This is a genomic window from Mariniflexile sp. TRM1-10 (genome assembly GCF_003425985.1).
Lineage (GTDB): Bacteria > Bacteroidota > Bacteroidia > Flavobacteriales > Flavobacteriaceae > Mariniflexile.
Genome location: NZ_CP022985.1, coordinates 1,252,807 through 1,279,800, shown reverse-complemented (window position 1 = coordinate 1,279,800; position 26,994 = coordinate 1,252,807). Strand labels below are relative to the sequence as shown.

The following is a 26,994-nucleotide window of genomic DNA, read 5'->3' as shown; positions in this document are numbered from 1 at the left end:
TAAACTTAAAGAATGTATTTAATTTTCGATACTGAAACTACTGGTTTGCCTAAACGTTGGGACGCACCTATTACCGATACCGATAATTGGCCGCGGTGTATTCAAATTGCATGGCAATTGCACGATGCTATGGGAAATTGTATCGAACATCAGGATTATTTGGTACAGCCAGACGGTTTTAATATTCCTTATGATGCTGAAAAAATTCATGGTATTTCAACAGAATTAGCTCAAGAACAAGGTGTTCCGCTAGCCGAAGTTTTGAGAAAATTTAACGAAGCGTTAAATAAAGCTAAATTTGTTGTTGGGCAAAACGTAAAGTTCGACCTGAACATTATGGGTGCTGAATTTGTTCGCGGGGATGTGGCGAACCCACTTCAAGAATTACCTGTTTTAGATACTTGTACTGAACATACCGCTAGTTTATGTCAAATTCCAGGTGGGCGTTATGGTAAATTTAAGTTGCCGACGCTTACCGAATTGCATGAGTTTTTATTTGGTATACCTTTCGATGAAGCACATAATGCCACTGCCGATGTGGAGGCAACCACACGTTGCTTTTTTGAATTGGTTCGTTTAGGGGAGTACACGAAAGAACAATTAGACGTTCAGCCAGATTACTTTCAAAATTTTAATGAGGCCAATCCTAAAACGATTCAACTTATAGGATTAAAGCATATTAATCTTAAGGAGGAAAGTGCTAAAATTCGTGAACGCCTAAAAAATGTTCAGGTTGAAACCATTTCTACCGAAGAGATTAAGCAAAACGTATCCGATTTAAAGGAAGTTGATTTTGTACATCTGCATAACCATTCACAATTTTCGGTGCTGCAATCTACCATAAGTGTTACCGACTTGGTAGCTGCCGCTGCTGAATATAATATGCCCGCAGTCGCGTTAACAGACCACGCAAATATGATGGGCGCTTTCCACTTTGTAAAAGCCGTTAGCAATCATAACAAAAGTGTTAAAGCAAAAAACGAAGCAGCCATTGAAAGAGGTGAAACACCAACTGCTGTAGAAATAAAGCCCATCATTGGTTGCGAATTTTTTGTTTGCGAAGACCATACAGATAAAACCAGAAAAGACAATGGCTACCAAATAGTATTCTTAGCTAAGAACAAAAATGGCTATCATAATTTAGCAAAATTATCGTCGCTTGCTTTTGTTGACGGATTTTATTATTTACCTAGAATTGACAAACAGCTCATTGAAAAATATAAAGAAGGTTTAATTGTATTAACAGGAAATCTATACGGGGAAGTACCAAGTAAGGTTTTAAATGTTGGTGAAAATCAAGCAGAAGAGGCGTTGCTTTGGTGGAAAGAACAGTTTGGAGACGATTTGTATATGGAGTTGATGCGACATAATCAAGAAGATGAAAATCGCGTGAATTCTGTTTTAATTGAGCTTTCAAAAAAGCATGATGTTAAATTAGTAGCAACAAATAACACTTACTATCGTAAAAAAGAAGACGCAAATGCACACGATATTTTATTATGTGTAAAAGATGGTGAAAAGCAGGCTACACCTATAGGTCGCGGACGTGGATATCGTTATGGGTTGCCTAACCAAGATTATTATTTTAAGTCTTCCGAAGAGATGAAATCCCTCTTTAAGGATGTTCCCGAAGCGATAAGCAATATCCAGGAAGTGGTTGATAAAGTAGAAGCTTATGAGTTGGCTCGTGAAGTTTTATTGCCAGCTTTTGGTATTCCAGATGAATTTAAGAATGAAGAAGATTTAGTCGATGGAGGTAAACGTGGAGAAAACGCCTATTTACGTCATTTAACATATCAAGGTGCCAAAAAGCGCTATGGGGAAGATCTTTCAGATGAAGTCATAGAACGCTTGGATTTTGAACTCGATGTTATTCAAAACACCGGTTATCCAGGTTACTTTTTAATTGTAGAAGACTTTATACGTGAGGCCCGAAATATGGATGTGTCGGTAGGTCCAGGTCGTGGATCTGCAGCAGGTTCGGTGGTTGCATATTGCCTTTGGATAACTAATATAGACCCGCTTAAGTACGATTTGCTTTTTGAGCGTTTCTTAAATCCAGACCGTATTAGTATGCCCGATATTGATATAGATTTTGATGATGAAGGTCGAAGCCGCGTTATGGATTATGTTATCAAAAAATACGGTAGCAATCAAGTGGCGCAAATCATCACGTACGGAACAATGGCTGCAAAATCATCAATCAGGGACACGGCTCGCGTTTTGGATTTGCCACTTTTTGATGCCGATAGAATTGCGAAATTAATTCCAACCATGTCTAAACTGAATAAAATTTTCGGTTTAAGTGAAAAAGAATTGAGCAGTAAGTTTCGTGCTGAAGATTTAGAGAAAGTCAATCAGCTTTTGAATATTTCTGAAGGAAGCGATTTAGAGGCGAAAACTGTAAACTTGGCAAGGATACTTGAAGGATCTGTTCGCAATACAGGGATTCATGCTTGTGGTGTCATTATTACCCCAGACGATATTACGAAGTTCGTACCAGTTGCAACGGCTAAGGATTCCGATTTATATGTTACCCAATTTGATAATTCCGTAGTTGAGGAAGCGGGATTATTAAAGATGGATTTTTTGGGATTGAAAACATTAACCTTAATAAAGGATACTGTTAAAATTGTAAAAGCAAAACACAATATTTTACTCGACCCCGATAACTTTCCGTTAGATGATGAAAAGACTTATGAGTTATTCCAAAGAGGTGAAACGGTTGGCGTGTTTCAATACGAGTCACCCGGTATGCAAAAGCATCTTAAAGAGTTAAAGCCTACCGTTTTTGAAGATTTAATTGCGATGAATGCCTTGTACCGTCCGGGACCTATGGAGTACATTCCAAGTTTCACCCGTAGAAAACATGGAGATGAGGCGATTGAGTACGATTTAGAAGCCATGGAAGAATACCTAAAGGAAACTTATGGTATTACAGTATATCAAGAGCAGGTGATGTTGCTATCCCAAAAACTGGCAGGATTTACAAAGGGTGAAGCCGATGTATTAAGAAAAGCGATGGGTAAAAAGCAAATTGCGGTACTCGATAAAATGAAACCTAAATTTGTAGAACAAGCGAGTGCTAACGGTCATGATGCAAAAATACTTGAAAAAATCTGGAAAGATTGGGAAGCCTTTGCTAGTTATGCATTCAACAAATCGCATTCCACCTGTTATGCGTGGATAGCTTACCAAACCGCATATTTAAAGGCACATTATCCAGCCGAATATATGGCAGCGGTGTTGTCCAATAATATGAACGACATCAAGCAAGTTACGTTCTTTATGGAAGAATGTAAGCGTATGAAATTGGATGTTCTTGGGCCGGATGTGAATGAGTCTTTTTATAAATTTTCAGTAAACAAAGACAATGCGGTGCGTTTTGGAATGGGAGCCATTAAAGGTGTTGGCCATGGAGCCGTTATTACCATCGTTGATAATAGAAAAAAAGACGGTCCCTACAAATCTATTTTCGATTTTGCTAAACGTATCGATTTACGTGCTGCTAATAAAAAAGCGTTTGAGAATTTAGCTTTGGCAGGTGGTTTTGACGGGTTTAAAGAGACACACCGAGCACAGTATTTTCATGATGATGGCGATGGCATTACTTTTTTGGAAAAAGCGATTCGTTATGGGAATAAACATCAAGAGAATGAAAATTCGGCTCAAGTGAGTTTATTTGGGGATGCTAGCGATGTACAAATTGCAGAACCGCAAGTGCCACCATGTGAAGAATGGGGAACCATGGAAAAATTAGCTCGTGAAAAGGAAGTAGTAGGCATTTATATTTCGGGACATCCCTTGGATGATTTTAAAATTGAAATGACTACTTTTTGTAATGCGAGTTTAGCATTATTTAAAAACCTAGAAGCTTATGTGAATAGAGAGTTGGTTTTTGGAGGCGTGGTTACCGAAGTGCAACACCGTGTTAGTAAGCAGGGAAAAGGATGGGCCATGTTTACCGTAGAAGATTATACTGATAGTTACGAGTTCCGCATTTTTGGTGAAGAATACTTGAAATTTAGGCACTTTTTAATGCAGAACAATTTTGTATTTGTAAAATCCTTTGTCCGAGAAGGTTGGGTAAATAAAGATACAGGTAAGAAAAGCGAACCAAGACTGCAGTTTAATAGTTTCCAGTTGTTGCACGACGTTATGGAGAATTATGCCAAAAAGTTATCCATTCAACTTAATATTGATGATTTAAAAGAAGATAAAGTTTTAAAATTGAAAGAACTTTTGCAAATGCACCCAGGTAGCCAGATGCTCAATTTTGTGGTTTATGACAATAAAGAACAAATAAAATTAAGCATGCCCAGTAGAAAACAAAAAGTAAAAGTTTGTCAAGAATTATTAAATGAATTAGAGTATGAAAATGTGGTGTTTAAGTTGAATTAATTCCTGCGAATGCAAAATAAAGGTACAACCGATCCCTAGTTTTATGCGACCAAACATCTATGATAGTGCAAAACAATGTTAGTATAAAGAAAACAAATTGTTACCTTGTAAGCTTTAGTGAAAATTTTGACTAATTTTGTGTTGTTAAAATAGAATACGAATTTAAAGATAAATATTATGGCATTAGAAATAACAGATGCAACGTTTGAGGAAACAGTATTAAAAAGCAGTAAACCTGTATTGGTAGATTTTTGGGCTGCTTGGTGTGGACCATGTAGAATGGTTGGGCCAATTATTGAACAAATAAGTGAAGAATACGAAGGGAAAGCGGTTGTTGGAAAGGTTGATGTAGATGCAAACCAAGAATTTGCTGCAAAATATGGCGTGCGTAACATACCTACTGTTTTGGTTTTTCAGAACGGCGAAGTCGTTGGACGTCAAGTTGGTGTAGCGCCAAAGAACGCTTATACTGAGGCGATTGATTCGCTTTTGTAATAGATATAAAAAAAGAAAACTAAAAAGGTTTGCCATAATGGTAAACCTTTTTTTATTTTAGAACTCGTTTAAACTTTTTTAATTGAAGCGAAAATTAGTTATTTTGTGTTCGATTGAAGACTTTTTTGAGTTAGGGCCGAGCGTAAAGAAAAGGTTTAGTAAACCTTTTTAGAGAAGGAGCCAGCTTGTCGCGTTGGAAAAGCTACGGAACGAAGAAAAGGCTAAAAGCGAGTGCAAAAGGACAATTTTTTAGCCAATTGTGAAAAGTTTAGATGAGTTATAAGTTAAAAATTAAATAAAAATGAGTGATAAAATAAAAGTTCAAGATGTTATTGATAGGAAATTAATAGAGCAGCGAAAAGTGTTTTTATGGGGGCAAGTAGATGATGAGTCTGCAAAGCACGTTATAGATAGATTGCTATATTTAGATGCTTTAGAAACAAAGGATATCCATTTGTACGTAAACAGCCCAGGTGGTTATGTAACATCAGGTTTTGCAATTTACGATTGCATTAAATCCATAAACAGCGAAGTATCTACCATTTGTACAGGTTTTGCTGCATCTATGGGGTCTATAATTCTTTCGGCTGGACAAAAAGGAAAACGTTTTATACAACCACATGCACGTGTCATGATTCATCAACCAAGTGGTGGTGCGCGTGGTCCAGCCAGTGATATTGAAATTACAGCAAAGGAAATTATTTTAACTAAAGAGTTAAGTGCGCAAATATTAGCCGATAATTGTGGTCAGACTTTTGAAAAAGTGATGAAAGATTTTAACAGGGATCATTGGATGGGAGCTCAAGAATCGGTTGAATATGGCATTGTTGATGCTGTTATTTAGAATAAAGAAAATAGACTAGTAACGCTGTTGCTTATAATAATTAAAATGGCGTATCGATACTAAGCGACTATTAAATCTTTATTCACTGTTCCAAAAGCGAAGTGGTCTTGACTCAAAAAAATGGATATACAAAACGAACTAAATAAAGCAGAAGGTTTTAAAAACCTCGAATTACTAGCAAAACAGGTAGTGGAGGGGTTTATTGCCGGTATGCATAAAAGTCCGTTTCATGGATTTTCGGCAGAATTTGCTGAACACAAAATTTACAACAAAGGAGAAAGCACACGTCACATAGATTGGAAGTTATTTGCAAAAACCGAGAAACTTTATACCAAGCGGTATGACGATGAAACCAATTTACGTTGTCATATCATTATAGACAATAGCAGTTCGATGCATTATCCTGAGGTACAAACGTTTTCTATTGAGAATCTTAATAAAATTGCGTTTTCGGTTTTGGCTGCCGCTTCGTTAATGCAGATTTTAAAAAAACAGCGGGATGCAGTTGGTTTAAGTATTTATAGTGATGCGTATGATTATTATGCACCCGAAAAAGGAAGTGAGCGCCATCATCAAATGTTATTGAACCATTTAAGTGAAGCAGTTGTTTCAAAAACCAAAAGTAAGCAAACGGAAACATATAAGTATTTGCATGAAATAGCAGAGAAGATTCATAAGCGTTCCATGATTTTTTTGTTTACAGATATGTTCCAAACAAGTGAAGATGAAACCAAGTTGTTTGAAGCGCTGCGGCATTTAAAATATAATAAGCATGAGGTGATTTTGTTTCATGTGTTTGATAAAGAGAAAGAATTACAATTTGATTTCGATAACAAGCCCAAACGTTTTATTGATGTTGAGACAGGCGAGTATATTAATTTATATGCCGATAGTATTAAAGAAAATTATAATCGTGCTGTGGGTACTTATTTTGATGCTTTAAAGCTTAAATGTCTACAATACAAGATAAAATATGTGGAGGCTGATGTAAATAAAGATTTTAATAACATCTTGACAACATACATGGTAGAACGAAAAAAGTTTGTTTAGAAAAAATGTTGTAAAAAAACTTCAAAAAAGATTTGAGATATTAAAAAAGGCATGTATATTTGCAACCGCAATAAAGCAACGGTCTGGTAGTTCAGTTGGTTAGAATGTCGCCCTGTCACGGCGAAGGTCGCGGGTTCGAGTCCCGTCCAGACCGCTAAAATTGCTAAAAAGCTCTAAGGGATTAGGGCTTTTTTTGGCACTTAAAAGAAGTTGTGTTGTTAGTAAACACCTCGTGTTTGCTAAAGGTAGAGGTACCCAATCAAGTTGGGCACTAAACCAATGAGAAGCTTTCCTTTTTTCTTAGTTGAAGATGGGGATGCTTTTTTGTTTTATATGGGGTGTAACTTATGCTAATTGTGAAATTCCAAAAGCCTTATGACAAATATAGTTCGAGACCTAAACCAAAATTAAAATATAATCGTACATTAGATTCTATTAACCCAAATCATAACCCCATGAAGCACCTATTTTTATTCATTTTTACATTCAATTTTTATTTAGTTTCAGCTCAGATATCCTTTAATACTGGAAATGTACAATTAGATACTGATCTAAATATAATAAACACGCATGCCCGTACAGATTTAAGCGCTTTTAGAAGAGACATGAGATTATCTTATAATGTCTCAGAAAAGAAACTTGATTATATGAGTACCAATTTACGCATGGCTTTCGGTGAAATATATTTATCCTTAGAAATTTCTAGGATATCAAAGGTTCCTTTGGACGAAGTTTTAACTGTTTATAAAAAAAATAAATCTAAGGGCTGGGGTGTTATAGCTAAACAGCTTGGCATAAAACCAGGTTCTGCAGAGTTTCACCAGTTAAAAAATAGCACAAGCACAAGAAAAGGCAAAAGCAAAGGAAAAAAACATAAGAATAAGTAAACGCCAATTGAATGAAGATTAGCTGTATTGTTTTTGGAGGGTTTTAAAACCTTAAAAATGTAGTGAAATTGAATATTTTCAATTGTATCCAATGGAAAGCTTTCTTTTTTTATAGAAGATTGGGATGCTTTTTTGTTTAAAGCTATTTATTTACCTTCGAATTTTTATGACAATACTAAGAAAATAGCGGTTTTAAATGGGGATGTTTTTAAAAAATCGCCTTTTAAGCACAAATTTTAACATAAAAACCTAATAATATTTATTTTTTATTTGCACGCACTTAGAATAAAACCTACATTTATAAAAATTAATTTTTAATAAAAATAAAATTCAATAAATCATGGAAGGATACTGTGTAAAATGTAAAGACAAAAAAGAGATAAAAGATGCTGCCGAAGTTACTATGAAAAATGGTAGAAAAGCAATGAAGGGTAAATGCCCAAGTTGTGGTACTGGTATGTTTAGAATTTTAGGTAAATAGTAATCTTATACGTCTAAAAAGCAAAAACAGGCTTAGTTAAACTTAACTAAGCCTGTTTTTGCTTTAAGCGTAAATAAGCTTTATTGATTAGGTTTTTTTAGTATTTTTCACTAAAATAATATTTAACCAGTAATAAGTCTTTCAAGGATTAATTCAACACCTTCTTCGGAATTACTTTTGGTTTGAAAACGAGCTGTTTTTTTTACTTCGGTATGGGCGTTTTCCATGGCATAACTAAAATGAGCAAGTTCTAGCATTTGTAAATCGTTGTTATAATCGCCAAAAACCATTGTTTCTTCTTTAGTTACCCCTAATTTTTTTTGAAGAATACTTAAAGCATAGCCTTTATTTGCATCAGCATGCGAAATATCTAACCAGTTTTGACCGGAAACAATAATCTGCATGTCGCTTTTTAAGGTGGTTAGATGAGGTAGTATATTTTTTTCAGAGCTTTCAAAATGAAAAACCGCTATTTTTAGAAAATCATCATCGGTAACTTTGGTTAAATCTTCAACAACTTGAAATTCAGAATAATATTTACTGAGTTTTGAAACAAAATCAGGGTTTGAAGTTTCTATGTATGCCGATTTCCTTCCACATAAAACAATATAAGCACCATCTATTTGGCGTAAGATTTCAACGGACTTAATAATATTTTCTGTTGCTAGCTTTAATAAAATATGTTCTTTATTATCGTATTTTATCATACCGCCATTTTCGGCAATAATTGAAATATCATCTTTTATGGTATATAGTTTATCCAGAATACTTTGGTATTGGCGTCCACTAGCGGCCACAAAATGAATGTTTCTCTTTTTCAGTTCGTTAAATTGATTGAGGAATCGTGGGCTTACTTCATGGTTAGGATTTAGCAGCGTGCCATCCATGTCTGAAACTACTAGTTTTACTTTTGAAAAATTCATTAGAATAGATTATGTTTACAAAAATACTATTCTAAAACTTAATACATGTTAGATAAATGCTAATCTGATTCATTTATTAATGAAAATTAGTCATGTTAAATTCTATCCGCTATTTTGATACGTGTATTTTTGTAAATTGCAATAAATTTAATTTACACATTAACAAGTATGGTTACCTTAAAACAATTAGCAAAAGAGTTAAATGTTTCTATATCTACGGTTTCTAAAGCATTAAACAATAGTGAAGAAATTGGTGAAGAAACCATTAAGCGTGTAAAAGAGCTTGCCGAATTGTATAATTATAAACCCAATAAAGTAGCTTTAAGTTTAAAGCAAAATAAAACCAAAACCATTGGGGTTATCATTCCAGATATACTAAACCATTTTTTAGCTAAAGTGCTTTTTGGTATTGAAAGAGAAGCGACTAAGTATGGTTACAACATTATTACTTGTATCTCTAACGAATCTTTCGAGCAGGAAAAAGAGAGCCTTAGGTTATTGGCAAATGGTAGCGTTGATGGATTTATTTTATCGCTGTCAGAAGAAACTCAGGTAAAAAATGAAATAGAGCATTTAAGAAAAACTATTGGTCAGGGTTTGCCTATTGTCATGTTTGATAGGGTGGCTCATGATGTATTATGTGATAAGGTTATAGTAGACGATTTTGACGCCACATATAATGCAACCAAAAGCCTATTATTGGAAAAACGGAAAAATATTGTATTCATAAGTACATTAGATGGTCTAAGTGTAGGTAAATTGCGTGAACGAGGTTATAAAAAAGCCATTTTAGAAAATAATACTTATGAACCTTTGGTTTTAAAGATAAAGAAGAAAGACGATCAGCAAAAAAAAATAATAACATTTTTCAAAAAGAATACAACCATTGATGGTGTTGTAGCTGCCGATAGTGCTTCTGGAATTATAGCTATAAATACCGCAGTTAAATTGGGATTAAAAGTGCCTAAAGATATGTCGGTCATTGGTTTTGCCAGTAAATCAGATGCTTGCCATACAATTCCTAAATTAACATCTATAAGACAACATGCCAAAGAAATTGGTGCCAGTGCTGCACAATTACTAATAAATAGACTTCAAAATAAATCGGAAGATATAGATGTTAAAACAAAAATTGTAAAAACAACCCTAGTAAAAAACAACTCCACTTTGTAGGATTTTTGCATTGAATATACATAAATAAAAACACACTTAGTCTGTTTGTCGATAAAAATATTCATTTAATCGATTTTATTTCTCTTACTAATGCTGTTTATACTAATTTAGCAGTACTTAAAAGCACCCAAAATCCCCTCTTGCTATTTAAGAAAAATTAATCCATTTTATTTGACTGTAAAGTCAAAAACCCCTCAAGAAAATAGTATTAAAAAATCTGTGTGCTTTTGTGTGCATTCGATTTTAAGTTAATTATCCATTTTTTCCCTCTAACAAAGATTTTGATATCAAAGTCTTGATTAAAGTATTATTTAAAAATTTAGAGAAAAAATAATTAACCTTAAAATCAAATATATGAAAGCCCTAAAAATTACCTTAATTGTAGCAGTACTTTTTGCATCATTAACTTCTTGTACTAAACAAGACTTAAACGAAGACGATGTGTTAGTAACTCCAGAAACAGAAACTCCAATTTATATAGGAGGAGATGTTGATAACTAAATAAAATTTATTATTAGTTTATATAAAAGCTTTTTACCTAGGGTAAAGAGCTTTTTTTATAAAGAAATTATAAATACTTTTGAGTGAATCTGAAATAATTCCTTTTATTGAAATTTAATTTCTTTCATATTATAGTTATACTTTTTTTAAATTATTCCTTTAGTCAACAAAGTGAAGATTTTAAAAAGATTGATTCATTAAAGCGATTTGTATTAAATGCCAAAGAGCAAGACTCTTCTTCAGTTGCTAGAAATCAATATACCATTGCAGAATATTATAGAAAATCGACACCTTTAACCGATAGTGCCTTTTATTATTATCATAATGCTGAAAAAATATTTAGACAGCTAAATTCAAAATATGAACTGGCATTAACGTTATATGGCATTGCAGCTATTCAAAAAAATGAAAAAGATTTCATTGGTAGCGAGGTTACTAGTATTGAATCATTATCATTATTTGAACAATTAAAAGAAACAGACGAAGTTATTACAGGCAAATCATTCGTTTATAATAATTTAGGGATTGTTTTTAAAGAATTGGAGCAATATGAGGAGTCAATAAAATATTTTAATAAGTCAATCGAGTTAAAAAAAAAAATAAAAGGAGATAATCAGTATATTATAGATGCTACTAAAAACAATCTCGCTAATACTTATAAAAATTCTTTACAATTTAATGTAGCTATTAAGTATTATGAACAAATTTTGGAAGACAGAAACTTAATTAAAGAACGTCCAGATTTTTATGCTTTGGTACTAGACAATTATGCACATGCCTTGTATTTATCAAAAAAGCATACACAGCTTCCAAAGTTGTATCTTAGGGCATTAAAAATTAGCGATAGTGTAAATTATAGGGGATATAACTCTATAATTATTAACCAACATTTAGCCGAGTATTATAACGACAAAGGCAATAAAGAGTTAGCCAAATACTATGCCTATGTAGCTAAAGATATTTCTGAGAAGTACCATAACGACGATTTATTAAAATCACTTTTATTACTTTCAAAAATTGAAGAAGGTGAGGTAGCTGCCAAACATTTAAAGTCTTATATAAAACTAAATGATAGTTTGCAAAAACATGAACGTACTATAAGAAATAAATTTGCTAGAATCCGTTTTGAAACCAGTCAAATTGAACAAGAAAATATTCAAATAGCAAAAGAACGGTTGTGGTTTTTGATAATTTCGGTTGTTATAGTTATTGCATCGTTCTTATTATACCTTGTAATTAGACAAAGGAATAAAAATAAAGAATTGCAATTTATACAAGAGCAACAAGCAACAAATGAAGAAATTTATAATTTAATGCTTTCCCAAAATGAAAAGGTTGAAGAAGCAAGAGCTTTAGAGAAAAAACGTATTTCAGAAGAACTGCATGATGGTGTTTTAGGACGTCTATTTGGAACCCGCTTGAGTTTAGATAGCCTAAATATGAGTACTAGCATTGAAGCTATAAAAGCTAGAAACCAATATATAAGTGAGCTTAAAACGATAGAAGAAGATATTAGAAAAGTATCGCACGAGTTAAATACCGATTTTGTTTCTGGTCCTGGGTTTATAGGTATCATTGAAACATTGGTAGAAACACAGGCAATAGTTTATAATTTGACGTATAATTTAGAACATGACAGTATTATTAATTGGGACGAGGTTTCCAATAAAAAGAAGATTCATATTTATAGAATTATTCAGGAATCGTTGCACAATATTTATAAACATGCCGGTGCAACTCAAGTAGATATTAGTTTTAAATTGAAAAAAAATGTAATTTGGCTAACCCTAATTGATAATGGTTCTGGATTTGATGTTGGTAAAGCTAAATCTGGCATAGGCTTAAAAAACATGAATTCTAGAATTAAAGAAATAAAAGGTGTTATGGATATAACATCAAAAAAAGGAACAGGAACAACCGTAACCATACAAGTCCCAATAACCTAACTAAATTTATGAATCAAAAAATTAAAATATTAATGATTGATGACCACCCAATGATTATTGAAGGTTACCAAAACACATTGCTTTTTACAAAAAAGGAAACACAGGAATTAGTAATAGATATTGCAAATAATTGTGACGAAGCCATTGCGTTTATGGATAAATCCGTAGAAAATGGAAATCCTTATCAGGTGTTGTTTGTTGATATTAGTTTGCCACCATCCACAGATGGGTTAATGACTTCAGGTGAAGATTTGGCGCTATATGCCCGTAAGGTTTTGCCTAAATCAAAGATTATAATCTTAACCATGTTTAATGAATCGTTTAGAATTCATAATATTATCAAAACCATAGATCCGGAAGGATTCTTAATTAAAAGTGATTTAACTTCCAGCGAGCTTGCCAGTGCTTTTCAAGCAGTACTAAACAATCCGCCATTTTATAGTGGTACGGTTAATAGTTTTATAAGAAAAGCTATAACAAGCGATATTGTAATTGATGAAAAAAACAGAAAAATACTTCACTTATTATCGCAAGGTGTGAAAACAAAAAATTTGGCATTGCACTTAGATATTTCTTTAAGTGCAGTTGAAAAACGAAAAAAGCAATTACGAGAAATTTTTGAGGTACGTGATGGACAGGATGAAACACTTGTGAACGCAGCAAAGAATAAAGGATTTGCGTAATAATGTAAGCTGTTTCTTATGTGGTAAAAATAAATGAATTTTTTTTCATTTTTTTTTGCTCTCAATTAGCCTGCTATACTTGAAATCTACACATAACCCGTAACATCATTACGGGTTTCCCGCAGCTAGAAAAAAGATGTAATTCGTATATTTATCACGTCAACACTTCAAAAAATTAATAATCCCTCAATTTTTTTGTTGATAATAGCAATTTACATAAACCCTATGGATGTGAGAGACCCATAGGGTTTCTTCTTTTATATAAGTTTTTAACTAAAAGTTTAGTTTTAACTAGTTTTTTAGTTATATTTGTTTTATTCAACTAATTGTTTAGTTTAAAAATTCTTAAAAATGAAACAACTTACAAAAGCAGAAGAGGATATTATGCAAATACTTTGGAAACTAAAAAAAGCGAATGTAAAAACTATAATAGAAGAGTTTCCCGAGCCCAAACCAGCCTATAATACAGTTTCAACCATTGTTAGAATATTAGAAAACAAGGGGTTTGTTGACTATGAGAAAGAAGGAAAAGGACATGTATATTTTCCATTAGTAGTTAAGCAAGATTATAGTAACCAATCTATAAATAAGCTAGTGGATAACTATTTTCAAGGGTCTTTTAAAAGCATGGTTTCTTTTTTTATGAAAAAGAATGATATCAGCCTAAAAGAATTAGAATCTGTTTTAAAGGAAATTAATAAAAAAGAGTAGGGAAATGGTACATTATATTATACAAGTCGCTGCATTTCAATTGGTTTTTTTACTCATTTATGATGTGCTTTTAAAACGTGAGACCTTTTTTAATTGGAACAGGGTTTATTTAATGGGTTCAGCGTTAATTTCGGTAATTATTCCGTTTATTAAAATTGACGGATTTAAAGAGGTCGTGCCTCAAAAGTTTATAATAAATCTTCCGGAAGTTCTTATTGGTAATGCAACGCAAAATAATCAAACGAATTTACAGTTAGAGACATTAATAACCGAGTCAAAACCATTGTTCGAGTGGGAAACCATTTTGTATTTGGGCATGCTGTTAGCAATACTTGGTTTTGCTTTTAAAATTTCAAAAATGTTTTGGATGCTAGCTAGAAATCCTAAAAGTAAACATGGGAAGTTATTCATTGTGAAACTGCAAAACAGTAACGCCGCTTTTTCATTTTTTCACTATATTTTTTTGGGCGAATATTTAAACGACAATGAAAGAGCATCTATTTTAAAACATGAAATCGTTCATGTAAAGGAAAAACACACGCTAGATTTATTGTTTTTTGAAGTGCTGCGTATTCTATTTTGGTTTAACCCTTTAGTGTATATGTATCAAAATAGAATGATGACGCTTCATGAGTTTATAGCCGATGCAAAAGCGGTTAAAAATGAAGATAAATCAACCTACTATAAAAACCTATTGACACAAGTTTTCGAAACTAAAAATATATCATTCATCAATCCATTTTTTAAACAATCATTAATCAAAAAACGAATCGTTATGTTACAAAAATCAAAATCAAAACAAGTTCATTTATTCAAGTACACTGTATTAATTCCAATGGTATTTGGAATGTTGGTGTACACGTCATCTATTCAAAATTTAAACGCACAACAGACAAATAATACTGATGTTGCATTAAATAAAAACAGTCCGATCTCAGAATTGGTTTGGGCAATAAAACGACAAATACAAGTTCAAGGTAATGTTAGTGACGAAGAAGATAAAGGATTAAAATTCCTTATGAAAATAGTAAAAGATGATTCTTTAAACCCGGAATTAGTAAATAACGTAAAAGTGTATGCTAATCAGAAAAACAAAACCCAACTTATGGAAATAATTGTGGAATTGTTTAATCAAATACAAACTCAAGGACATATTACTTCAGAAGATGAAAAAGCCATAAAATCACTGTTGATATTAACTACAGACGGTGCTTTTGACGATCCATTTTTTGCAAATGAATTGGAAAGCGTTGAAATTCCTTTTAGCGTTATAGACCAAGTTCCTGTATTTCCAAGTTGTGACTCATTAGAAACAAATGACGAGCGAAAAGCATGTATGGTAAAAGGTATTCTAGACCATGTAAGCAAAAATTTCAACACCAAAATTGGAAAAGAAAATGGCTTAGTTGGGACTCAACGTATTAATGTCATTTTTAAAATTGATAAAGAAGGTCATATTGTAGATGTGCGTTCTAGGGCACCACACTCTGCATTAGAAGCTGAAGCCATTCGAGTTATTAAAACGTTGCCTAAAATGATTCCAGGCGAACATAAAGGCAAAAAAGTAATTGTACCTTACTCTTTGCCAATAATTTTTCAGGAGCAGGACGATAACCCTCAGGACAAAAAAGAATAATTTGAATAAATCAGGGAAAAACCGAAGTTAAAGCTTCGGTTTTTTTGTATGAACTCATCTTGACTTTTTGTTTTTAACCGAAAATGAGATAAAATTTGTACAGATAAGGCACTTTTTGAAAGGCTTAGCAGAGCTAAGCATAAAAAAAGAAACGACATATGGACGAATTTTATCCATTTTTTAGGAAATAGAAAAAGTCAAGATGAGTTCTTTATATAAAAGCCAAAAAAATTGTACTTTTCGGCTTCAGTTATAATCTATGAAACAAATTTATGTTTTTATATTAGTTTTAGCGCTTACGTCTTGCGAGTATTTCAATGCAAAAAAAACAACACCCAAAGCTATTTTGGATGAAGAGTTGCAAACGTTTAATTGGAATGATGTAGATGTATATCCTACCTTTTCTGTTTGTTATTCTATAGAAACCAAAAATGAGAAAACTGCTTGTTTTACGGAGGTTTTAACAAATCATATTTTAGAATATCTTCAAAGTAAACCCATTGTTGTAACCCAAGATGTTACCGATACTATACATTTAAAATTCCAAGTGTCTGAAATGGGTGTTTTATCACTTTTAGATATTGAAGCAGATAGCCTAATAGTTAAAGAAATACCTCATATTGAAGATTTAATTTATTGTAGTTTGGATTCCTTACCTAAGGTGTTTCCTGCTATAAAAAGGGGGCAGCAAGTTAAAACCGAATTTAAATTACCTATTATTATTCACGCAAATTAATACCATTTAAGCTTTGAAATGGTATAACATTATTTTTTAAAAGTGCGCCCTTTCCACTTATAGCTAGAAAATATCGAAATAAAAGCAACATAAACACTAAAAAAAGGATACACTAAAAACCCAACAATAAAGCTTTTTAATATACCTTTTTGGTTAAAAAATAATGCCGATTTATAAATTAAAAAGAAATCGATGTTGAATTTTATAATGACTAGGTATATAAAAATAGTCAAATTAAAAATGCTGAAAATGGTGAGCATGAGTAATGTAATAATAAGCGCATTCATAAGCAAAACAATCAACCCCGTACATTTACCAACCCAGTTGTTGTACGTACTGGTTTTTGCAGCCCAACGCACACGTTGTGATAGTAATGTTTCCCACGTTGGTTGCGCTTGGGTTTTTACTATAGCATGGTCGCATTTTAAATAATGAAGTTGTTTAGGGTGTTTTTTTAAAGCTTTTTCAAGTAGAAAAATATCGTCGCCACTTGCTGTGTTGGTATTGCCTTCAAAACCATGTAATTCATTAAATAATTCCTTCTTATAAGCAAAGTTAGCGCCATTGCATAAAAACGGTTTGTTAATGCCAAAACCACCAATGGTGGCACCTTGTAGACTTAACATATCGAGTAATTGAAACCGATTTAAAAAATCGCCTTTTTCAAGATAAGTCACTGGTGCAGCAATGCAATTCGCTCGTGTTTTTTGAATGTATTCATCAAAACTCTCAAGCCAATAACTTGGTAATATGCAATCGGCGTCGGTAGTGATAATCCATTCGTATTTGGCATGCTTAATGGCCGTAGAAATAGCATCCTTTTTTGGCGAATTTGTTTTTCGTTCATTATGAATGATTGAAGTATCCAGTTGGGCGCAGTCGAAATCTTTTAATAGGTCTCTTATGGTTTTTTCGGAAGAGTCTTCCGAAGCATCATCAACAAAAATAACTTCAAATAATTCTTTGGGGTATTGTAATAATTGAATGGTTTTTATTAGACTCGGTAAATTTTTGGCTTCGTTTCTAAAAGGAACAATTACCGAAAACTTAGTTTTAGAAGGTGAGTTTTCAAGTTTAAAAAGTTTTACTTTGTCAAATCCAAAAGCAAAACTTCCTATAATAAGCAAATAAAGTATAGTAATGGTAATGCTAATTATAGTCATAAGTCGTCTTCAGGAAATTTAAAATTCAATACAAAATAGCTTCCCAAAATGCTTGGAAATACAAAATTAAAAATCCACATCAGGGTAACAATGCATAAAACGGTAAAAGCATTTACCCCAACAAAGCTAAATAAGTAAACTGCAACACTTCCTTTTATAAGGACATCAAAGACAAAAATAGAAGGTATTATAGATGCCAATAAATACATGGAGGTGATGATACTCATAGCATGCAGATAGGAGATGTGGATTCCGAAAATAGTGAGTAAATAGTAAAATTGAAATGAAAATATAAGATACCGTAGCAACGATAAGCAAAACCCAATAGCTATAAGTTTCTTCGGGTATTTTAAAATGAATGTCTTCATTTTTTCTAATGAAAACCCTTTGATGCTTAACTTGGTTTTGCGTAATATAAAAATCACCAAAGCGGTACTAAATGCTATAATTAGTATGAATTGGAATAGCTTCGGATAAGCTAATGCTATATGGTATTTCGACACAAAAAAGCTAAATCCAATAACCCCTAAAATGGTAGTAACCCCCATTTGTAAAAGATTGCTAAGTAGATTGATTAGCAGTATGCATTTTCTGAAATCTTTAGTATAATAAATGGCTTTGGCACCATATTCACCAATTCTGTTTGGTGTAAGCAAGGATGCGGTTAAGGCGCCTAAACTTTGTTCGGAGGCATTTTTAAGAGTGATTTTTTTGGTAGGAGATACTAATTTTTGCCATTTCAAAATTTCGAAAAACCAGTTAAAACCAGTTAAAACCGCTAAAAAAATGATGGTTTTTAATGAAAAAATACCATTTTTATTCAAAAAACCAATAAAAGTATAGAATTCTAAAACGTTGTTATTGGTTAATTTTTGATGTATAAAATAAAATGCGGCAACAACAGTACTTATTTTAATAAGCACAAAAAAGAATTGTTTAGTTTTGTATGGCAACGTGTAAATCATAAACTCAAGCTGCAAATTAAACCAATATTCTGTTATCATATCAAATAGGACGCATTAATGGGCAAAGAAAAAATTATTTTAGGGATTGACCCTGGGACTACCATTATGGGGTTCGGACTCATTAAGGTGGTAGGTAAAACCATGACTTTTTTGCAACTTAATGAACTCGATTTAAAAAAGTATGATGACCATTACCTAAAGCTAAAACTCATTTTTGAACGTACCATAGAACTAATAGATACGCATCACCCCGACGAAATTGCCATTGAAGCACCTTTTTTTGGAAAGAATGTACAGAGTATGTTAAAGCTTGGTCGAGCACAAGGTGTGGCTATGGCTGCGGGTTTGAGTAGGGAAGTCCCAATTACCGAATATTCACCAAAAAAAATAAAGATGGCGATAACCGGTAACGGAAATGCCAGTAAAGAGCAAGTAGCAAAAATGCTTCAAAGTCTACTAAATCTTAAAACGTTACCCAAAAATCTAGATGCCACCGATGGTTTGGCGGCAGCAGTTTGCCATTTTTATAATGAAGGTAAAGTGGAAATTGGTAAAAGTTATTCGGGATGGGCAAGTTTTGTTAAGCAAAATGAAAGTCGAGTAAAAATTCCCCTAAATCCCAAAGGAGGAATAAAAAGTGCAAAGAAATGAGTTCGAGTATGGGTTCCTCCCTTTTGGAGAGGTTTGGAGGGGAATTAGGTATCTACATACATATCCCTTTTTGCAAACAAGCTTGTCACTATTGCGATTTTCATTTTTCTACCTCTCTGAAAAAGAAAAGCGAATTGGTAAACGCATTGGTTAAAGAGTTGCAATTACGAAAAGACGAATTTAAAAACACAACCGTTGAAACCATTTATTTTGGAGGCGGCACGCCATCATTATTGACGATTGACGAATTACGATTGTTGATTGATGAAGTATATAAAAATTACAGCGTAGCTGAGAATCCAGAAATTACTTTAGAAGCCAATCCAGATGATTTAGTGTCTATTCGAGCGCAGTCGAAAACTATTTTTGAAGAGTATAAAAGTGTTGGGATAAACCGTCTTTCTATCGGTATCCAATCATTCTTTGAAGCTGATTTAAAGCTTATGAATCGTGCTCACAATGCCGAAGAAGCAAAAAATTGTTTGCAAGAAGCAACAAAATATTTTAAGAATATTTCAATAGATTTAATTTACGGAATTCCAGGTTTGACTAACGAAAACTGGATAAAAAACATAGAAACTGTTTTAAGTTTTGACATCCCGCATATTTCAAGTTATGCCTTAACCGTAGAGCCTAAAACAGCTTTAGATACGTTTATTAAAAAAGGGCTTGTTAAAAATGTTGATGATGATTTAGCACAACAACAGTTTCATATATTAATTGAAAAACTGGAAGCTTCAGGTTTTGTGCATTATGAACTATCAAACTTTGGCAAACCCAATTATTTCAGTAAAAATAATTCGGCGTATTGGCAGGGAAAACCATATTTAGGCATTGGACCTTCAGCGCATTCATTTAACGGAAATGAACGGGGTTGGAATGTGCAAAACAATTCAAAATATATTAAAGCTATAGAGCAAAGCATACTTCCTATCGAAATCGAAATTCTGTCAATAACCGATAAATATAACGAGTACGTTATGACGGGTTTACGAACCCTTTGGGGTGTTTCTTTAGAAAAAGTGGAGCGAGATTTTGGTGAAAACTATAAAATTTATCTCTTGGAACAAGCAGAAAAACATATTTTAGAACATTTATTGTATCTTGATGAAGGCAAACTACTGGTCACTAAAAAAGGGAAATTTTTGAGTGATGGTATTGCCTCCGATTTATTTATGTTGAATTTAAGTTAATTTCTATCAGGGTTTCAAACTTTGATAGGGGTCATAAGAAAAAAAATAATGAAAGCAACCATAAAATATCAATCAAACACCTATCAAATAGATTTATCTAAACCGCTTGATATTTCTATTCCGCTAAAAGCTTCAAAAAACAACGTGAATGCCTGGTATTTGGATGAACCTAGAATAGAGCCTGTTAAAAATGGGGATTGGGTTGGTAGTCTAAAGGAAGGCGCATCGGTTAATTTTAATAATATTTATTTCAATCCGCATGCACATGGTACGCATACCGAATGTGTTGGGCATATTACAAAAGAATTTCATTCTGTAAACAAAAACCTAAAACAGTTTTTCTTTACTGCTGAATTAATTTCGGTAGCAGCGGAAAAATATATGAAAGATACCGTGATTTCGAAAAAACAAATGGAATTACTTCTGAAGGATAAAACACCTGAAGCTTTGGTAATTAGAACCATGCCAAATACCAAAGAAAAGAAGAAGCGTCACTATTCAAATACCAATTGGACGTACATGACCGAAGAAGCCATGGTGTTTATTCGCGACAAAGGCATTAAACACCTGCTTATAGATTTACCCAGTGTAGATAGAGAGCGGGACGGCGGAATATTGTTAGCACACAAAGCCTTTTGGGATTTTGATGGCAAGCAAAGATTAGATTGTACCATTACCGAGTTTATTTATGTTTCCAATAAAATTGAAGACGGTAGTTATCTGTTAAACCTTCAAATAGCGCCTTTTGAGAATGACGCAACACCTAGTAAACCTGTTTTGTACAAGATACTATAAGACCTTTTAAAATGAACATAGAGCAACTTCATGAATATTGTATTAAAAAGAAAGGTGTTACTGAAGATTTTCCTTTTGATGAAGACACGCTTGTGTTTAAAGTATTGGGCAAAGTATTTGCCTTAGTCGGGTTGAAAAAATGGGAGTCTGGAGAAAAAGCCATCAACCTTAAATGTGACCCCGATTACGCCGAAGAACTTCGGGCAGAATATAGCAGCATCCAACCAGGTTACCACATGAGTAAAAAGCATTGGAATACCGTTTCTATTAAAGACGGCGACTTACCTCCTAAATTCATATTAGAACTTATCGATCATTCTTATGATATGGTTGTAAAAAGCATGCCAAAAAAACTAAGAGATACGTTATCATAAATATAATGCTTAAGTTTCTGCAAATCAGTTCTTTTTTGTATATTTACTTAATTCATATCCTTTTCCCGAAATTTATCAGTAGCATAATCGAGTGCGCCCTAAAATCTTAAAGTAGTATTTAACTAAACTATATATTAACTTTAATTTTTTAACTGATTATGAAAACAACCAATCAATTTTTTACCGCAATCGCAGCAATGTTTTTGCTATGTAGTGCATTTTCTTTTTCACAAGAAGAAAAACACCCCATGTATATTTCCGTAACAACCATGTATTGGAATAGTGATAGTGATATGTCAATGGATGACTGGAAAGCTATTGAAAAAGAATACATGGATAAAGTAACCAAAAAGAATGAGCATATTATGTGGGCAGGATATTGTACACATCTATTAACACCTGATAGTAATGAAGTCGTTTATGCTCAAACGTATCCAAGCTGGGAAGCAATAGAAAAAGCAGCAGCAAGAAATGTAGAACTTGAGAAGGCAGCATGGCCAGATGAAACTGCTAGAGAGGCATTTTTAAAGAAAATGAATTCAGCTTATGCAGATTTTCATTCGGATGAAATTTACGCCACTTTACCTGACGCAAAAATGAGTTCAGCAGAATTGCCTGAAGATGCTATTCTTTATATAAGAAAAAATAAGCACGCATTTCCAAAAGACGGCACTAAAGAAGAACTTAAAGGGTTTATGGATAGAATGCTTACGGATGTAATTAATAAAAATGATTATATAAAAGCTTATTATCCAAATCAGCACGTATGGGGTTCTGATAAAAGAGACTTTGTACAAGCTTTTTATTTAGATTCTTTAGGAGATTTGGATAAGATGTTTAAAAAGAATCAAGAGTTAATGAAAGCCGCTTTTACAAAAGAAGAATCTAAAGCTATGGGTAAATATTTTAAAAGCCATGGCGATTATATTTACGGGGTCGTTAAATTGTAATTTATTCTATGTGGTACCAATGACGTTTTTTAAAATTAGGACTTCGACAAGCTTAGTCAGACAAACTAAACGTCATTTTATATTGCTTCTTTAGGATAAAAAGACACCTCATGTTGACTTTTCCACTTCAATCAAAAAAGTCAAGGCGCGATCTATATGGTTTTTTAAAAGGGATGCTAAACACATCCTTTTTTTTAAATTATTATCATAAATGTTCTTGTAGTGGCTATATTTTAAATGTATTTTTGCTAGATAATAAATCAAAAATGAGCGTACTGCAAACATTACAAGAGCGAAGTCATAATACCTGCGAGCTTTGTGCTTCAAACAATCAATTAAAACAATACACCATTCCACCTTCATTAAACGAAAATGTAGATAATAGTTTGTTGGTATGTAGCACCTGTTTAAATCAAATTGAAGAACGTGTCGATATGGATGTGAACCATTGGCGCTGTTTAAATGATAGTATGTGGAGTGAGTTTGTTGCAGTACAAATTATGGCTTGGAGAATGCTTCAAAGGTTACGAAATGAAGGTTGGCCTAAAGATTTGTTGGATATGATGTATTTAGACGATGAAGCTTTGGCTTTAGCGCGTGCAACAGGTGAACATGAAGATGAAGCTAATAAAATAATTCATCGTGACGTAAATGGGGTTATTTTAGAAGCAGGAGACTCGGTAGTTTTAGTAAAGGATTTAAAGGTTAAAGGGTCTAGTATGGTGGCAAAACAAGGAACTGCCGTTAGAAATATTCGATTAGACCATGAAAATGCCGAATACATTGAAGGTAAAGTAGATGGGCAGCACATCGTAATTATCACTAAATACGTTAAAAAAATTTAGCAAGATGTGTTAGCTATAATTTTCCATTCCCCATCAATTCGTTTAAAAACAAGCATAAAAATACCATCAGCATTCCCAACTTCTCGTTTTAAATGGTACTCACCTAAGACATAGTAAGCATCGTCACTTATTTTGGTAATATCATTTATTTTGTAGCTTAATTTTCCGGTATGGGCTTCGGTAGGATACCCTTTTTCATAGCGATCCAAGGTGTTTTCCCATCCAAAAGTTATACCATGTACACCATAAAACTTAAGAGAGTCACTTTTCCAGTAACCTTCCATAAACCCCTCAATATTATTTTTAGACCAAGCCATTCTTTGGGCTTTTAAAACGGCCATAATTGCATCTTTATCTTCTTTTTCAGTTGTTTGTGAAAAGGAGTTAAATGTGCATAAAACAAAAAGTAAAAGGAATAGTTTATTCATATGTAGATATTTAGCCCCCTAACCCCCGAAGGGGGAACTCATACTGGTTCTAAGGGTTGTGTTTAATTGTTATTCGTCTATTTGTTTATTCATAATTCTGAATTCATAATTCTTCCAGTCATATGGACACGAGCGATAGCGAACTGGCGAAGCAATCGCTTTAATCTTCATTGGTGTTCGATGATTATCAATTGTATTTCCAAATCACGGCGATTTCATAATAAATGATTGTTTTTTTAACATTGCTTTTAACAAAAAGAGTAAAAATAATGAAAACTTGGTTTTAAAGTATGAACTCATCTTGATTTTTTGTTTTTAACCGAAAATGAGATAAAATTTATGCAGATGAGGCGCTTTTTGCAGGGCATAGCATCGCTACGCATAAAAAAAGTAACGAAATATGGATAAATTTTAGCCATTTTTTAGGAAATAGAAAAAGTCAAGATGAGTTCTGTGCAACTCATCGATTTATTTGACATATACTTTTTGTTTATCTGAAGTTAAAATCTATTGGTCGAATAAATGCTACAGTAATTAAATGTTATAATATATTTACTAAAGATTCTCATAGATTAATAGCCCAAATTTATTGTTTAATCATATTATAATAACTTATTATGGATTTAAAAATTTCAAATTGCAATAATTTTTTTAAAATCAAAGGAACACTAAACAAAGATAATTTAGGCGTATTTCAAAGTGCATTTAAAAACATTTTTGAAAAAGTACAAGCGCTCATCATAAGTATTGAAGATGTTGATAGTATGGATCGTTTTGGTGTTAATGCATTAACAGAACTGCATAAAGAAGCCATTGCAAAAAATAAAAACCTATCTATAATTGGTTTAGGGTGTGAAGATTTATACAACCATTTTAAAACGGAAATGGCTGCATAAATTTATCTTATAATATATTTTTCTGTTGTTTATAAAAGGCATCTGCCTGAAGCTGCATAAGTTCCCTCGCTTTTGTACGCTTATAGGTGTAAAGTTCGTCTTCGTTTTCTAAATCTTTATAAATACGGTCGTTAATTGCAAAATCTGCTTTTAACATGGCTTCTCTTTGGTTTTTATTTTGAAGCACATTGGTTTTAAGGGCCGTTTCTTCATCTTCCAATTTAAAATCGTAAGCTCCTTTTGGTGATAATAACTTTGCGAATATGGGTGATGTTTCAATAGCTAAAAACAAAAGGAAAATAAAGAATGAAGGTATCCAGGGAAGTTTACTCAAGGCATTCACACGTGCCATCAAACCATCAAAATTATTAATAATGGGTTGGGTGGTTGTAACTTGATCTTTGTAATCATTTTTTAGTTTTGCTATTTGGGATTCTGTAACGGCAATTTTTGCTTTGTTTTCCTCTTTAAGTTGTTGTAGTTCGGCTAATAGGGCATCGTGTTTGTCCCGTTTTTCCTTGTAAACAGGGCCTTTACCCAATAATTTAGTGCCAGCGGTTCCTTCTGCTTCTGCGATATATGTATTGTAAAGGGCATTTACTTCGGCTTCTTTAGTGCTGATTTGTTGTTGTAAAGTGGCAATACTTTTGTTTAAATTTTCAATGTTTGGATTGAATTGTTCTGCAATTTGGTTTTGGTTTGCAAGTGTTAATTCGTTTTTTTGTTCTAACAACACTTGATCAATTTCTTTTTCAAAAATTTTAAGTTCCAATGGTTTTGAAATGACGATGGCTATAATAACAGCCAATATAATTCTTGGAGACGCCTGTATGAGCTCATCCATAACATTACCTGTTTTTTTGATAGTTGAAACAATGTAACGATCTAGATTAAAAATAAGAAGCCCCCAAATGAGTCCAAAAAATATGGAAGCATATAGATTATCGAAAACGGTGTAGAGCGCAAAACTAGCCGCAATAAAAGCCATTAGTGCAGTAAAAAAAACCGTAGCACCAATGCCTGCATATTTGTTTTGTTCGCCTTTGGAGCATTGATTTAAAATATCGGTGTCAGAACCTGAACAAATAATGAAGAATTGCTTTAACATGATGATTGATTTTGATTGATGATTGTCTATTAGAACGTTAAGACAGTCAATTTGTTACATGAAATCAAAAAAAAAGACCTCACAGGTTTTATAAACCTGTGAGGTCCGAAATGTTAACAAAGACTACATGGTGTTACTTATTTCTAGATCTCACGCTTTCAATAATAACCGTAGCAAGAATTAGTGAGCCGCCTAAAAAGGTATTTAAAGTGGGTATTTCATTTAAAAATAAAAAAGCAATGATGATCCCGAAAATAGGTTGGGTGCTATTAATAATACTTGCAGTACTTACCGAAAAATGTTTTAAACTGTTGACCAACATGGTATGCCCTATAGCCGTGGTTACAAGTGCGAGCATAATAACATACGGAAATTGGGTTTTAATACCAGAAGTGTCCAAATAAAACAAGGCAGGCATTAAAACAGCAGAGAGTACTATGACTTGATAAAGCATAATGCTTGTTCCGTTATATATATTGGTGAGTTTTTTTGATAGAATGTTTCGTAATGCATAAAAAAGTGCCGACAGCAAGCCAAACAATACACCTTGTACATAACTGCTTTCCAGATTAAATTCTGGTGCTAAAATGTAGATACCTAATAAAACCATAAAGCCCAATACAATATATATAGGGTCGAATTTCACTTTAATAAAAAGTGGTTCTAATAAGGCTGTTAATATAGGATAGGCAAATAGTGATAGCATACCCAATGCCACATTTGAAAGTTTTAAAGCATAAAAATAAGTTATCCAATGGGCTCCCATCAAAAGACCGCTTATTATAATTTGAAGTAAGTCTCTCTTTGAATAAATTTTAAGATTGATTTTTTTGTAACTACAAAACGTAAATAAAAATAAACCGCCTAAAATACATCGCCACCAAATAATTACTGGGGTTGGCATGTCTATAAATTTACCTAATGCGCCCGATGTACTAATAAAAAAGGTGGCTAGTGTTAGCTGAATTAAGTGGTTGCTGTGTTGGTTTTTCATTAGGCTGATGGCTCTGTGTTAGCGATTATTCATTGATTCATTTTTATAATATTGACATCATGAATAGGTCGTGTTTGCAGTGAAAATCCTTTTGTTTTTTCGAAAAAGATTGAAACGCAAAGTGCAACCGCCTTTTACTGCCAAAAAGTAAAAGGAGGTAACACC

The 26,994-nt window shown here is 32.9% G+C and carries 26 protein-coding genes and 1 tRNA gene; 21 read left to right on the top strand and 6 right to left on the bottom strand.

Annotated features, from left to right (window positions below; genetic code table 11):
- The first annotated feature begins 12 nt into the window (after positions 1–12).
- From dnaE to CJ739_RS20285, 7 genes are all read left to right on the top strand, one after another.
- On the top strand, positions 13–4,401 hold the full coding sequence (dnaE, locus tag CJ739_RS05450; RefSeq protein ID WP_117173189.1) for a DNA polymerase III subunit alpha: 4,389 nt from the start codon (positions 13–15) through the stop codon (positions 4,399–4,401).
- Between the two features lie 177 nt (positions 4,402–4,578).
- Complete coding sequence (trxA, locus tag CJ739_RS05445; protein ID WP_117173187.1) at positions 4,579–4,896, top strand: thioredoxin; 318 nt, start codon at positions 4,579–4,581, stop codon at positions 4,894–4,896.
- 301 nt (positions 4,897–5,197) lie between these two features.
- Complete coding sequence (locus tag CJ739_RS05440) at positions 5,198–5,740, top strand: ClpP family protease (protein ID WP_117173185.1); 543 nt, start codon at positions 5,198–5,200, stop codon at positions 5,738–5,740.
- 120 nt (positions 5,741–5,860) lie between these two features.
- Positions 5,861–6,790, top strand: coding sequence for a DUF58 domain-containing protein (locus tag CJ739_RS05435; RefSeq protein ID WP_117173183.1), 930 nt, complete (start codon positions 5,861–5,863; stop codon positions 6,788–6,790).
- Between the two features lie 80 nt (positions 6,791–6,870).
- Positions 6,871–6,944, top strand: a tRNA-Asp gene (locus tag CJ739_RS05430).
- Between the two features lie 301 nt (positions 6,945–7,245).
- The gene (locus CJ739_RS05425; protein ID WP_162880138.1) at positions 7,246–7,677 is read left to right on the top strand and encodes a hypothetical protein; all 432 of its coding nucleotides are present in this window, start codon (positions 7,246–7,248) and stop codon (positions 7,675–7,677) included.
- Between the two features lie 340 nt (positions 7,678–8,017).
- The gene (locus CJ739_RS20285) at positions 8,018–8,158 is read left to right on the top strand and encodes a DUF5679 domain-containing protein (RefSeq protein ID WP_162880137.1); all 141 of its coding nucleotides are present in this window, start codon (positions 8,018–8,020) and stop codon (positions 8,156–8,158) included.
- Between the two features lie 122 nt (positions 8,159–8,280).
- On the opposite strand, the gene CJ739_RS05420 is transcribed toward CJ739_RS20285, so the two are convergent.
- Positions 8,281–9,081 (bottom strand): HAD family hydrolase, encoded by an 801-nt coding sequence (locus CJ739_RS05420; protein WP_117173179.1) that lies wholly within the window; start codon positions 9,079–9,081, stop codon positions 8,281–8,283.
- A gap of 168 nt (positions 9,082–9,249) precedes the next feature.
- Between CJ739_RS05420 and CJ739_RS05415 the strand changes: the two genes are divergently transcribed.
- The 7 genes from CJ739_RS05415 (at position 9,250) to CJ739_RS05390 (ending at position 16,467) form a co-directional block, all read left to right on the top strand.
- On the top strand, positions 9,250–10,254 hold the full coding sequence (locus tag CJ739_RS05415) for a LacI family DNA-binding transcriptional regulator (RefSeq protein WP_117173177.1): 1,005 nt from the start codon (positions 9,250–9,252) through the stop codon (positions 10,252–10,254).
- A gap of 354 nt (positions 10,255–10,608) precedes the next feature.
- Positions 10,609–10,755 (top strand): hypothetical protein, encoded by a 147-nt coding sequence (locus CJ739_RS20280; protein WP_162880136.1) that lies wholly within the window; start codon positions 10,609–10,611, stop codon positions 10,753–10,755.
- 107 nt (positions 10,756–10,862) lie between these two features.
- Positions 10,863–12,701 (top strand): tetratricopeptide repeat-containing sensor histidine kinase, encoded by a 1,839-nt coding sequence (locus tag CJ739_RS05410; protein ID WP_117173175.1) that lies wholly within the window; start codon positions 10,863–10,865, stop codon positions 12,699–12,701.
- Positions 12,702–12,709: 8 nt separating this feature from the next.
- Positions 12,710–13,384 (top strand): helix-turn-helix domain-containing protein, encoded by a 675-nt coding sequence (locus CJ739_RS05405; RefSeq protein ID WP_117173173.1) that lies wholly within the window; start codon positions 12,710–12,712, stop codon positions 13,382–13,384.
- 351 nt (positions 13,385–13,735) lie between these two features.
- The gene (locus tag CJ739_RS05400; protein ID WP_117173171.1) at positions 13,736–14,095 is read left to right on the top strand and encodes a BlaI/MecI/CopY family transcriptional regulator; all 360 of its coding nucleotides are present in this window, start codon (positions 13,736–13,738) and stop codon (positions 14,093–14,095) included.
- A gap of 4 nt (positions 14,096–14,099) precedes the next feature.
- A complete protein-coding gene (locus CJ739_RS05395) occupies positions 14,100–15,731 on the top strand; it encodes a M56 family metallopeptidase (RefSeq protein ID WP_117173169.1) in 1,632 nt (543 codons plus the stop codon).
- Positions 15,732–15,990: 259 nt separating this feature from the next.
- On the top strand, positions 15,991–16,467 hold the full coding sequence (locus CJ739_RS05390) for a hypothetical protein (RefSeq protein WP_117173167.1): 477 nt from the start codon (positions 15,991–15,993) through the stop codon (positions 16,465–16,467).
- Between the two features lie 29 nt (positions 16,468–16,496).
- Here CJ739_RS05390 and CJ739_RS05385 read toward each other — a convergent pair whose 3' ends face one another.
- Both CJ739_RS05385 and CJ739_RS05380 read right to left on the bottom strand, forming a co-directional pair.
- Positions 16,497–17,630: a glycosyltransferase family 2 protein gene (locus CJ739_RS05385; protein WP_117173165.1), complete on the bottom strand. Its 1,134-nt coding sequence runs from the start codon at positions 17,628–17,630 to the stop codon at positions 16,497–16,499.
- Complete coding sequence (locus tag CJ739_RS05380; protein ID WP_117178763.1) at positions 17,627–18,595, bottom strand: lysylphosphatidylglycerol synthase domain-containing protein; 969 nt, start codon at positions 18,593–18,595, stop codon at positions 17,627–17,629. The genes CJ739_RS05385 and CJ739_RS05380 overlap by 4 nt, the downstream gene beginning before the upstream one ends.
- A gap of 57 nt (positions 18,596–18,652) precedes the next feature.
- Between CJ739_RS05380 and ruvC the strand changes: the two genes are divergently transcribed.
- From ruvC to CJ739_RS05350, 6 genes are all read left to right on the top strand, one after another.
- A complete protein-coding gene (gene ruvC / locus CJ739_RS05375) occupies positions 18,653–19,246 on the top strand; it encodes a crossover junction endodeoxyribonuclease RuvC (RefSeq protein WP_117173163.1) in 594 nt (197 codons plus the stop codon).
- Positions 19,243–20,439, top strand: coding sequence for a radical SAM family heme chaperone HemW (gene hemW / locus CJ739_RS05370; RefSeq protein ID WP_236951611.1), 1,197 nt, complete (start codon positions 19,243–19,245; stop codon positions 20,437–20,439). Before ruvC ends, hemW begins: the two co-directional genes overlap by 4 nt.
- A 48-nt stretch (positions 20,440–20,487) precedes the next feature.
- Positions 20,488–21,234, top strand: a complete 747-nt coding sequence (locus CJ739_RS05365) for a cyclase family protein (protein ID WP_205419392.1) — start codon at positions 20,488–20,490, stop codon at positions 21,232–21,234.
- A gap of 11 nt (positions 21,235–21,245) precedes the next feature.
- Positions 21,246–21,608 (top strand): MmcQ/YjbR family DNA-binding protein, encoded by a 363-nt coding sequence (locus CJ739_RS05360; protein WP_117173161.1) that lies wholly within the window; start codon positions 21,246–21,248, stop codon positions 21,606–21,608.
- Positions 21,609–21,766: 158 nt separating this feature from the next.
- Positions 21,767–22,558 carry a hypothetical protein gene (locus tag CJ739_RS05355; protein ID WP_117173159.1) on the top strand — a complete coding sequence of 264 codons (792 nt, stop codon included), beginning with the start codon at positions 21,767–21,769 and terminating at the stop codon, positions 22,556–22,558.
- 266 nt (positions 22,559–22,824) lie between these two features.
- Positions 22,825–23,403, top strand: a complete 579-nt coding sequence (locus CJ739_RS05350) for a PhnA domain-containing protein (RefSeq protein WP_117178757.1) — start codon at positions 22,825–22,827, stop codon at positions 23,401–23,403.
- On the opposite strand, the gene CJ739_RS05345 is transcribed toward CJ739_RS05350, so the two are convergent.
- Positions 23,400–23,831, bottom strand: a complete 432-nt coding sequence (locus CJ739_RS05345) for a YybH family protein (RefSeq protein ID WP_117173157.1) — start codon at positions 23,829–23,831, stop codon at positions 23,400–23,402. The genes CJ739_RS05350 and CJ739_RS05345 overlap by 4 nt on opposite strands.
- Positions 23,832–24,448: 617 nt before the next feature.
- Between CJ739_RS05345 and CJ739_RS05340 the strand changes: the two genes are divergently transcribed.
- Positions 24,449–24,727 carry an STAS domain-containing protein gene (locus CJ739_RS05340; protein WP_117173155.1) on the top strand — a complete coding sequence of 93 codons (279 nt, stop codon included), beginning with the start codon at positions 24,449–24,451 and terminating at the stop codon, positions 24,725–24,727.
- A gap of 7 nt (positions 24,728–24,734) precedes the next feature.
- On the opposite strand, the gene CJ739_RS05335 is transcribed toward CJ739_RS05340, so the two are convergent.
- The gene (locus CJ739_RS05335) at positions 24,735–25,835 is read right to left on the bottom strand and encodes a DUF4407 domain-containing protein (protein WP_117173153.1); all 1,101 of its coding nucleotides are present in this window, start codon (positions 25,833–25,835) and stop codon (positions 24,735–24,737) included.
- A 133-nt stretch (positions 25,836–25,968) separates the two neighbouring features.
- Positions 25,969–26,829, bottom strand: a complete 861-nt coding sequence (locus CJ739_RS05330) for a DMT family transporter (protein WP_117173151.1) — start codon at positions 26,827–26,829, stop codon at positions 25,969–25,971.
- Positions 26,830–26,994 lie beyond the last annotated feature (165 nt).